Here is a 10,728-nt window from a genome sequence, read left to right as displayed (position 1 = left end):
CCTCGGAGGAAACCATCAAGGCGGCTTCTTCCGTGCCGCGCGCCATGGTCATGTCGGTGATCTGGTCGGCCGTTTTCGGCTATCTGTTCCTGGCCGCCTTCGTGCTGATGATCCCGAACATGGACGATGCCGCCAAGCAGGGCTGGAACGTGTTCTTCTGGGCCTTCGACCAGCGTGTAAGCCCCGGCATCAAGGAGTTCGTCTACCTCGTCGTGTTCGTCGCGCAGCTGCTGTGCGGCCTTGCCACGGTGACGTCTGCCTCGCGCATGATCTTCGCCTTCTCGCGTGACGGCGGCCTGCCGGGTTCGGCGGCACTCGCCAAGGTCAGCCCGACCTACCGCACGCCGGTGGCGGCGATCTGGACGGCTTCGATCCTGTCGGTGCTGTTCGTCTGGGGTTCGACGCTGGTTTCGGTCGCAGGCACTTCGGCCTACACCATCGTGGTTTCCTGCACCGTCATCTTCCTGTTCCTCTCCTTCACCGTGCCGATCGTGCTCGGCATGCTCGCCTGGGGCACGCCGAAGTGGGACAAGATGGGTCCCTGGAACATGGGGCGCGGCGTGTTCATGCTGTTCGCCTTCCTGTCGATCGTCTCAATGATCCTGATCTTCATCATCGGCATCCAGCCGCCGAACGATTGGGCGCTCTACATCACCGTCGGCTTCTTCATCCTGACGGCAGTCGTCTGGTTCGGCTTCGAGAAGCGCCGCTTCCAGGGGCCGCCGCTCGGCGACATCATTGCGGCGCGTCAGGCGGCCATCAAGGCGGCCGAACAGGCAGTCGGCGAAACCGGCCACTGACCTCCACCATCATGGCCATGGCCGGCATCGTGCCGGCCATGGTTTCGTTCAACTCATTCAAAGCCCAAGCGCTGGAGTGCCAAAGGAATGGCCGGAAATTTCTCGTTCGATCAGTTGAAGAAAGCGGTCTCCAGCGGTGAGATCGACACCGTGCTGGCCTGCATCGTCGACATGCAGGGACGGCTGGCGGGAAAACGCTTCCTGGCGCAGTACTTCGTCGATTCCGCGCATGACGAAACGCATGGATGCAATTATCTGCTGGCCGCCGACATCGATATGGAGCCGGTGCCGGGCTACAAGGCGGCGAGTTGGTCGAAGGGCTATGGCGATTTCGTCATGAAGCCGGATCTCGCCACGCTGCGGCGCATTCCCTGGCTGGAAAAGACCGCGCTCGTGATCTGCGACGTGCTCGACCACCACACGCATGACGACCTGCCGCATTCGCCGCGCGCCATCTTGAAGAAGCAGGTCAAGCGGCTGAGCGAGCGCGGCTATATCGGCTATTTCGCATCCGAGCTCGAATTCTATCTGTTCAACGAGACCTACGATTCGGCCCGCAAGAAGCACTGGCAAGGTCTCGACACCGCATCGCCCTATATCGGCGACTACCAGATCGGCATCACCACCAAGGAAGAAGGCGTCATGCGCCGGCTTCGCAACGAAATGGAAGCGGCCGGCATTCCGATCGAGAATTCCAAGGGCGAGTGGGGTCCGGGCCAGGAAGAGATCAATGTGCGCTATGCCGAGGCGCTCGACATGGCCGACCGCCACGTCATCCTGAAGAACGGCGCCAAGGAAATCGCCGAGTCCGAGGGCAAGGCGATTTCGTTCATGTCCAAGTATAATTACGGGCTCGCCGGCAATTCCAGCCACATCCACAATTCGCTGTGGAGCGCCGACGGCAAGACACCGCTGTTCTTCGACAAAAAGGCCGACTGGACGCTGTCGACACTCGGCCAGCAATGGGCCGCCGGCCAGCTCAAATACGCCAAGGAATTCACCTGGTTCCTGGCGCCCTATATCAACTCCTACAAGCGCTTCCAGGCCGGCACCTTCGCGCCGACCAAGATCATGTGGAGCGAGGACAACCGCACCGCAGGCTTCCGCCTGTGCGGCGAGGGCACCAAGGGCATCCGCATGGAATGCCGCATCGGTGGCGCCGACCTCAACCCGTATCTTGCTTTCGCAGCCCTGATCGCCGCCGGCCTTGCCGGCATCGACGAAAAGCTGGAATTGCAGAAGCCGTTCGTCGGCGATGCCTATCAGGCATCTCGCCTGCCGGAGATTCCGAAGACGCTGCGCGATGCCACCGACACGCTGGCGAAGTCGAAGATGCTCAAGCAGGCGCTCGGCGAGGATGTGCTCGAACACTATGTCCACACCGCAAAGTGGGAGCAGTTCGAATACGACCGCCGGATTACGGATTGGGAACTGCACAGAGGGTTCGAGCGGTATTAGGTATCGACGGTTCGTTGGCGCCCCCCTTCACTCTTAGCCTCTCCCTGTGGGGAGAGGCTGCCGGCAGGCAGATGAGGGGCAGCGCCAGGCCATACGATTTTGTTGTAGAATACGAGGACTTACAAAATGACCGAGACGGTCAAACTCATTACCCCCGTCGATGGCTCGATCTATGCCGAGCGGCCGATTGCTACAGACCAGGCGATCAACGCCGCAGTGGAACGCGCCAAGGCGGCGCAAGAGAAGTGGGCTGAGACACCTATCGTCGAGCGCGGCAAGTACATGTTGGCTATGCTGGAAGCGCTGGTCGCGATGACCGACGAGATCGTGCCGGAGATCGCCTGGCAGATGGGGCGCCCCGTGCGCTATGGCGGCGAATTCGGCGGCGTCAGGGAACGCACCAACTACATGGTCGAGATCGCCGAGCAGGCGCTCAAATCGGTGCCGGCCTCCAACCCCAAGGACGGTTTCCGCCGCTATGTGAAGAAAGACCCGCTCGGCGTCGTCATGGTGATCGCGCCGTGGAATTATCCCTATCTGACCGCCGTCAACACCATCGTGCCGGCGCTGATGGCCGGCAACACCGTGATCCTGAAGCATGCGGCGCAGACGCTGCTGGTCGGCGAACGCTTTCAGCAGGCTTTCGACAAGATCGGCCTGCCCAAGGGCGTGTTCCAGAATGTCGTGCTGAACCACGCCCAGACCGAAAGGCTGCTCGGCTCGGGCAAGATCGACCACGTCAATTTCACCGGTTCGGTCGGCGGCGGCCGCGCCATCGAAAAAGCGGCGGCGGGCACCTTCATGACGCTCGGCCTCGAGCTTGGCGGCAAGGATCCGGCCTATGTGCTGCCCGACGCCAAGATGGACCATGCGGTCGCCAATCTGGTCGACGGCGCCTTCTACAATTCCGGCCAGTGCTGCTGCGGCATCGAACGCGTTTATGTGCACGAGAAGGTCTATGACGAATTCGTCGAAGGCTTCATCGCCGAGACCAAGAACTATGTCCTCGGCAATCCGCTCGATCAGGCGACGACGATGGGACCGATGGCGCAGGCGCGCTTTGCTGACCTGATCCGTGAACAGAAGGCGGAAGCGCTGCGCAAGGGTGCCAAGGCGCACATCAACATGAAGGTGGCTAACGACAAGGCTGGTTCGCCTTATCTGGCACCTGAGGTGCTGACAGAAGTCGATCATCAGATGAGCGTCATGCGCGAGGAAAGCTTTGGCCCGATCGTCGGCATCATGAAGGTGCGCAACGACGAAGAGGCGATCGCGCTGATGAACGACAGTCCCTACGGGCTGACCGCTTCGATCTGGACGCGCGATACCGAGCATGCCGTGGCGATCGGCAACCGCGTCGAGACCGGCACGGTGTTCATGAACCGCTGCGACTACCTCGACCCCGCCTTGGTCTGGACCGGCGTCAAGGACACCGGCAAGGGTGCGGGCTTGTCGGCCATCGGCTACGACAATCTGACCCGGCCGAAATCATTCCATCTGCGCGAAGCCATCTGATTTATTGAAAGACAAAAATGTCCAAGCTGATCTCCAAATGGAACTACCCCACCACCGTCCGCTTCGGCGCCGGCCGCATCAAGGAATTGCCTGAGGTGCTGGCGGCCACCGGCATCAAGCGGCCGTTGTTCGTCACCGACCCTGGACTGGCGAAACTGCCGGTCGTCGCCTCGACGCTGAAGATTCTCGACGACGCCAAGGTTCCCTACGGCGTCTTCTCCGAGGTCAGGCCTAACCCGGTCGAGTCCAATCTGACCGCCGGCATCGCCGTGTTCAAGAAGGGCAAGCATGACGGCGTCATCGCCTTCGGCGGCGGTTCGGCGCTCGATCTCGGCAAGCTGATCGCCTTCCAGGCCGGGCAGGTCAGGCCGGTATGGGATTTCGAGGATGTCGACGACTGGTGGACGCGCGCCAATTCGGACGCCATCGCGCCGATCATCGCCGTGCCGACCACCGCCGGGACCGGATCGGAAGTTGGCCGCGCCGGCGTTATCACCAATGAGGCGACGCACACCAAGAAGGTCATCTTCCATCCGAAACTTTTGCCAGCAATCGTCATTGCCGATCCGGAGCTGTCGGTCGGCATGCCCGGCTTCATCACCGCCGGCACCGGCATGGATGCGCTCGCCCACTGTCTCGAGGCCTATTGCGCGCCGGGCTATCATCCGATGGCCGACGGCATCGCCGTCGAAGGTGTGAGGCTGGTCTTCGAGAACCTGCCGAAGGCCTATGCCAACGGCAGGGATCTCGTCGCGCGCGCCCACATGATGAGCGCCGCCGCCATGGGCGCCACTGCCTTCCAGAAGGGGCTCGGCGCCATCCATTCGCTGTCGCATCCGGTCGGTGCGCTCTATGACACCCATCACGGCATGACCAATGCGGTGTTCATGCCCTATGTGCTCGCCTTCAACCGTGACTCCATCGAGGAGCGTATCGGCCGGCTCGCCGCCTATTGCGGCATCAAGGGCGGCTTCGACGGGTTCGCCAAGGCGATTATCAAGCTGCGCAAGGAATTGAAGGTGCCGCATGCGCTGCCGGGCCTTATCAAGGGGCTCGACATGGACAAGAAACGCAAGGCGCTGATCGCCGACATGGCGGTGGTCGATCCGACCGCCGGCGGTAACCCGGTCAAGCTGACCAAGAAGGCGGCGCTGACCTTGCTCGAAAACGCCATTGCCGGCACGGTCTGAGGCGTTTTCCGCGCCGCAAAGTGATCTGAAAAGGGGCTATGAAAACAAGGGGGAGGATGACGGGCAAGGCACAAACTAGTTAGCCGGAAAAAGAATCGCGGAGCGATTGCTACATCAGGTTAAAAAGAGTTTACTTTTTCGCACTGCGAGCAGCCGCTTTCACAAAGCTTTCATCTGGCTGTCACATGAAAACGATACCGCATCGCAGGCGTCCAACGGCGTCAGTTCAACGGAGAGAACACATGTTCAAGTTCACGGGGAAAGTGCTTTCCCTTTCGGCCGCGGCGCTTTTCGCGTCGACGGTGATTTCGTCCGCGGATTCGCTGGACGATCTCGTCAAGGCCGCCAAGGCGGAAGGCCAGCTCACCACCATCGCGCTGCCGCATGACTGGTGCGGCTATGGCGATGTCATCGCAGGTTTCAAGGCGAAGTATCCGGAAATCACCGTCAACGAACTCAACCCCGACGCCGGCTCCGGCGACGAGGTCGAGGCGATCAAGGCCAACAAGGACAACAAGGGCCCGCAGGCGCCCGACGTCATCGACGTCGGCCTGTCCTTCGGCCCGACCGCCAAGGCCGATGGCCTGATCCAGCCTTACAAGGTGTCGACCTGGGACTCGATCCCCGACAGCGCCAAGGATGCCGACGGCTTCTGGTACGGCGACTATTACGGCGTTCTGTCGTTCATGGTGAACAAGGACCTGATCAAGGAATCGCCCACCGACTGGGCCGACCTCTTGAAGCCGGAATTCGCCAACGCGGTCGCTCTTGCCGGCGATCCGCGCGTTTCAAACCAAGCCATCCAGGCTGTCTACGCCGCCGGCCTTTCCGGTGGCGCCGCAGCCGGTGAAGCTGCCGGCACTGCTGGCCTAGACTTCTTCAAGAAGCTCAACGCGGCCGGCAATTTCGTTCCGGTCGTGGGCAAGCCGGCAACGCTTGCCCAGGGTCAGACTCCGATCCTGATCAACTGGGACTACAACGCGCTCGCCGGCCGCGACACGCTGAAGGGCAACCCGCCCGTCGACGTCATCGTGCCGAAGACCGGCGTCGTCGCCGGCGTCTACGTGCAGGCGATCAGCGCCTACGCGCCGCATCCGAATGCAGCCAAGCTGTGGATGGAATACCTCTACTCCGACGAAGGCCAGATCGGCTGGCTGAAGGGCTATTGCCACCCGATCCGCTTCAACGATCTCGCCAAGAACGGCAAGATCCCGGCGGACGTGCTGGCCAAGCTGCCGCCGGCGGAATCCTATGCCTCGGCCGCGTTCCCGTCGCTCGACGAGCAGGCTAAGGCCAAGGAAGCTATCAGCAAGAACTGGGACGCCACTGTCGGCGCCAACGTCAAGTAAGACTTGAAATCCACCGGGCGGCCGCGAGGCCGCCCGGTCCTTCCTCGAAGACGGTAGCCGGCGCATGACCGATCTCTCGCTTTCAAATCAGGCATTCGCCACCAAGCCGGTGCCGCCGAAGGAGGCGACCGCCTTCCGCTTGCCGACGCAATGGATAGGCGTGGCGCCGTTCTTCATCTTTGCCCTAATGTTCTTGATCCTGCCCACGCTCTATCTCGTCGTGGGAGCCTTCCGGAACGGTGAAGGCGGGTTCACGCTCGACAATATTCTGCAGCTGGTCAGCGATCCGTCGATCAGCAATTCTTACTGGTCTTCGATCAAGATCAGTTTCTGGTCGGCCATCATCGGGGCGTTTGCCGGGCTCGCCATCGCGATCGCGATCGTGCGCGGCGGACTGCCAAGCTGGACGCGCTCCGCGACCCTGACGTTTTCGGGCGTCGCCTCGAATTTTGCCGGCTTGCCGCTCGCCTTCGCGTTCCTGGCTACGCTCGGCCGCGTCGGTATCGTCACGACGCTTCTGCGTGACGTGCTCAACATCAACATTTACGCGATGGGCTTCAATTTTCTCACCACAACGGGCCTGATCGCGGTCTATCTGTTCTTTCAGATTCCCCTGATGGTGGTCATCATCGTACCAGCCATCGACGGCTTGAAGAAGGAGTGGGGCGAGGCTGCGGCCACGCTCGGTGCCACGCAGGCGCAGTACTGGCGCATGGTTGTCATCCCTGTGATATGGCCGAGTTTTCTCGGTACGGTCATCCTGTTGTTTGCGAACGCCTTCGGCGCCATCGCCACCGCTTATGCGTTTGCCGGTCCGACGCTTAATATCGTTCCGATCAAGCTCTACTCGCAGATGAATGGCGACGTGCTGCACAACCCGCAACTCGCTTATGCCATAGCCTTTGGCATGATCGTCATCACCGGGCTTGCGAATGTCTTCTACATCTGGTTTCGGACTCGGTCCGAAAGGTGGCTCAAATGAAGTCGGGTAAGTTCTGGGCCTGGGTCGTCTTTGTTGTCGGGGCTGCCTATTTCTTTATTCCGTTGATGGCGACGGTCGAGTTCTCGCTGCGCATGCGGCGCGGCGTCCACTCCTTCGACGCCTATCAAGTCGTGCTGGGAGACGCGCGCTTCCAGTCAACTTTCCTCTTTTCAGTCATCGCTGCGCTCTGCACCATTATCCTGGGGGTGCTGATCGTGGTGCCGGCGGCATACTGGATCCGGCTGCGTCTGCCTCAGCTCAGGCCAATCGTCGAATTCATCACCCTTTTGCCGCTGGTCATTCCGGCAATCGTCATCGTCTTCGGCTATATCAGGATGTACGGCTCGAACTCGCCGCTGCCATTCTTGGCAAGCAATTGGGGTGCGAACGCGTTGCTTGTCATTGGCTATACGACGCTGTCTCTGCCTTACATGTATCGGGCCGTTGACACCGGTCTGCGCACCATCGATGTGCGTACGCTGACCGAAGCCGCGCAAATTCTGGGTGCGGGCTGGGGCACCATCATCACCCGCGTCATCCTGCCCAATGTGCTGATCGCGGTGCTGTCCGGCGCATTCCTGACTTTCGCCATCGTCATTGGCGAGTTTACAATGGCCAGCCTGCTCAGCCGTCCGGCTTTCGGCCCGTATCTGCAGAACATCGGCGCCAACCGTGCATACGAGCCCGCAGCCCTTGCAGTGATCGCCTTCGCCATCACCTGGGGCTGCATGTCGCTGATCCAGATCCTGTCCCGCTTCGCGCCGAAATCGGCGAACCGCCCAAATTGATCGAGAGAACCACGCCATGGCCGACCCATTCCTCTCCATCCAGCACGTTCGAAAATCCTTCGGCGCCACCACGGTGGTGGAGGACTTCAATCTCGACGTAGAGCGCGGCGAATTCGTCTCCTTCCTCGGGCCATCCGGCTGCGGCAAGACGACGGTGTTGCGCATGGTTGCCGGTTTCGAGGAGCCGAGCGCGGGCACGATCGTCGTCAGCGGCAAGGACATTACGAGACTGAAGCCCAACCAGCGCAATGTCGGCATGGTGTTCCAGGCCTATGCCCTGTTCCCGAACCTGACCGTGGCGCAGAATATCGGCTTCGGCTTGAAGGTCGCTGGCATGCCGAGGGCGGACATCGATGCCCGCGTCGCCGAGATGCTCGGCATCATCAAGCTGCCGCAGATGGCGGATCGCTATCCCTACCAGCTCTCGGGCGGCCAGCAGCAGCGCATCGCGCTAGCCCGCGCCATCGCGCCGAAGCCAAAGCTGCTGCTGCTCGACGAGCCGCTGTCGGCGCTCGACGCCAAGGTGCGCGTGTCGCTGCGCGAGGAAATCCGGTCGATCCAGAAGAAGCTCGGCATCACCACCATCTTCGTCACGCACGACCAGGAAGAGGCGCTGTCGATCTCGGACCGCATCGCCGTCATGTATGGCGGCAAGGCCGAGCAGGTCGGCACGCCATTCGAGATCTACAACCGGCCGGCAACCAAGTTCGTCGCCAATTTCGTCGGCACGCTGAATGTGCTGGAAGGCACCGTCACCGATGCCGCCGCGGGCACGGTGAGGGTCAATTCCGAACAGGTCTCGCTCAAGGGCAAGCTCAACGGTTCCAAGTCGGGCGACACGCTGTCCCTGGCGCTGCGTCCGGAAGTTATTTCGCTGGGCCGCCAGCCTGGCCGTGACTCCAGCCTATCCGGAGAAATCTCCGAAGTGCATTTCCTCGGATCGGTCATCCGGGTTCGTGTCGGCATCGGCGGCAACACGGTCTCGCTCGACACGTTCAACAGCCCGGCAACGCCGCCCCCCGCAGTTGGTGAGAAGGCCGAGATCTCGTTTTCTTCGAGCGATATGCTCGTGCTGCACTAGGCTGCTGCGCTTGTTTGGAATGAATGGCTGTATCCCGGTTAGCGAAGGGGGAAGGATGCTTCCGCCGCGTGGCATGGGCTGCAGTGCAGGGAAGTCCGCGTTTAAGCGCGCCCCATATCAGATGATTTCAATGTCGGTGTGGACGGCGATTTGTCAGGAAGCAATTCGAGGTATTTTCTGCCGGCTCGAGCTTGCCGGGTAATCAACAATTTCCAGCCGCTTTGCCGCTGCCAGAATCTCGCTTCCCGGCTATAAGAGGCCATGGTTCTTTTCGAACTGACACTCGTTCTGCTGTTGATCGCCGTTGCGCTGACGGCGCTGTCGCGGCGCGTGCAGGTTCCTTATCCCTCTTTGCTGGCGCTGGCAGGGGTGGCCATCGCCTTCGTGCCTGGCGTGCCGACCATCGAGATCGACCCGGAACTGGCGCTTGCCCTGTTCATCGCGCCGGTACTGCTCGACGCCGCCTATGACACGTCGCTGCGCGATCTCAACCGCTACAAGGTGCCGCTTGTGCTGCTGGCGCTTGGTGCCGTCCTTTTCACGACAGCGACGGTGGCGCTGGCCGGCTGGGCGATGGCAGGTCTGCCGATTGCCGCGGCCATAGCGCTTGGCGCCATCGTGGCGCCGCCCGATGCGGTTGCGGCATCGGCCGTACTTGGCCAGTTCAAGGTGCCGCATCGCATCACTGCCATTCTGCAAGGCGAGAGCCTGCTTAACGACGCCACCGCGCTGCTGATTTACCGAATGGCGATTTCTGCGGCAGCAGGCTCCATTCTGCTGAGCAGCGCCGTTCCGATGATCCTGCTGTCCACGCTCGGCAGTCTTGCGGCCGGCTATCTGCTTGGCCGGTTGTCTCTGATGACGCTGGGCCGGATCGAGGACCCGGCGAGCGGCACTGTGGTGCAATTTGCCGGCACGTTCGGGGTCTGGATCCTGGCCGACAGGATCGGACTGTCGGCCATCATCACCATAGTCGTCTATGCCATGACGATCGCCCGCACCGCGCCGCGCCGCATGCCGGCCAGAAACCGCATCAGCTCTTATTCCGTCTGGGAAACGGCGGTCTTCGTGCTCAATGTTCTGGCTTTCGTGCTGATGGGCCTGCAGGCGCGTACGATCGTCGGCCGGCTTGCCGGGCAGGGGCAGACCGATGCGTTCGTCCTGGCCGGGACAGTGCTCGCCATCGTCATCGTCTCACGCTTCGTCTGGGTTCTGGGGTGCGGCGCGATCATCAGGTGGTTTGACCGTTTCGGCGTGGCTGATCGTCAGCGTGACGCTCCGTCGTTTCGTGGCGGCGTGCTGATCGGCTGGTGCGGGATGCGCGGTTTGGTGACGCTTGCGGCGGCATTCGCCCTGCCGGCTGAATTCCCGGCCCGCGACCCGATCGTGCTCGCTGCCTTCACGGTCGTCCTCGGCACGCTGGTGCTGCAAGGCATGAGCCTGAAGCCGCTGCTGCGCCTTTTGAATCTCAATCCTGACGAAACGGTCGACCGCGAGGTTGCGCAGGCGCGCGTTATGGTCATGCAGGCGGCGCTCGACATATTGAGCGGCAAGACATCGGACGC

At 61.7% G+C, this 10,728-nt stretch carries 9 protein-coding genes; all 9 read left to right on the top strand.

The window, feature by feature from the left end; genetic code table 11:
* On the top strand, window positions 1–800 hold an 800-nt coding region (locus EN991_RS09965; protein ID WP_127368669.1), incomplete at its 5' end, for an amino acid permease.
* A gap of 87 nt (window positions 801–887) precedes the next feature.
* Window positions 888–2,258, top strand: a complete 1,371-nt coding sequence (locus EN991_RS09960) for a glutamine synthetase family protein (protein ID WP_013529682.1) — start codon at window positions 888–890, stop codon at window positions 2,256–2,258.
* 126 nt (window positions 2,259–2,384) lie between these two features.
* The gene (locus tag EN991_RS09955) at window positions 2,385–3,773 is read left to right on the top strand and encodes an aldehyde dehydrogenase family protein (RefSeq protein WP_127368668.1); all 1,389 of its coding nucleotides are present in this window, start codon (window positions 2,385–2,387) and stop codon (window positions 3,771–3,773) included.
* Window positions 3,774–3,790: 17 nt separating this feature from the next.
* Window positions 3,791–4,963, top strand: coding sequence for an iron-containing alcohol dehydrogenase (locus EN991_RS09950; RefSeq protein WP_013529684.1), 1,173 nt, complete (start codon window positions 3,791–3,793; stop codon window positions 4,961–4,963).
* A gap of 242 nt (window positions 4,964–5,205) precedes the next feature.
* Window positions 5,206–6,312 (top strand): ABC transporter substrate-binding protein, encoded by a 1,107-nt coding sequence (locus EN991_RS09945; protein WP_013529685.1) that lies wholly within the window; start codon window positions 5,206–5,208, stop codon window positions 6,310–6,312.
* Between the two features lie 187 nt (window positions 6,313–6,499).
* Window positions 6,500–7,294 carry an ABC transporter permease subunit gene (locus tag EN991_RS09940; protein WP_224621361.1) on the top strand — a complete coding sequence of 265 codons (795 nt, stop codon included), beginning with the start codon at window positions 6,500–6,502 and terminating at the stop codon, window positions 7,292–7,294.
* A complete protein-coding gene (locus tag EN991_RS09935; protein WP_013529687.1) occupies window positions 7,291–8,082 on the top strand; it encodes an ABC transporter permease in 792 nt (263 codons plus the stop codon). Before EN991_RS09940 ends, EN991_RS09935 begins: the two co-directional genes overlap by 4 nt.
* A 16-nt stretch (window positions 8,083–8,098) precedes the next feature.
* Window positions 8,099–9,163 (top strand): ABC transporter ATP-binding protein, encoded by a 1,065-nt coding sequence (locus EN991_RS09930; protein ID WP_127368667.1) that lies wholly within the window; start codon window positions 8,099–8,101, stop codon window positions 9,161–9,163.
* 261 nt (window positions 9,164–9,424) lie between these two features.
* The coding region (locus tag EN991_RS09925; protein ID WP_164768949.1) for a sodium:proton antiporter at window positions 9,425–10,728 on the top strand (1,304 nt) is incomplete at its 3' end.

Origin of the sequence: Mesorhizobium sp. M7A.F.Ca.US.005.03.2.1, assembly GCF_003997795.1 — a bacterium.
GTDB lineage: Bacteria > Pseudomonadota > Alphaproteobacteria > Rhizobiales > Rhizobiaceae > Mesorhizobium > Mesorhizobium ciceri.
The sequence above is the reverse complement of the archived record's forward strand: the minus strand, read 5'-3'. Positions and strand labels throughout refer to the sequence as shown.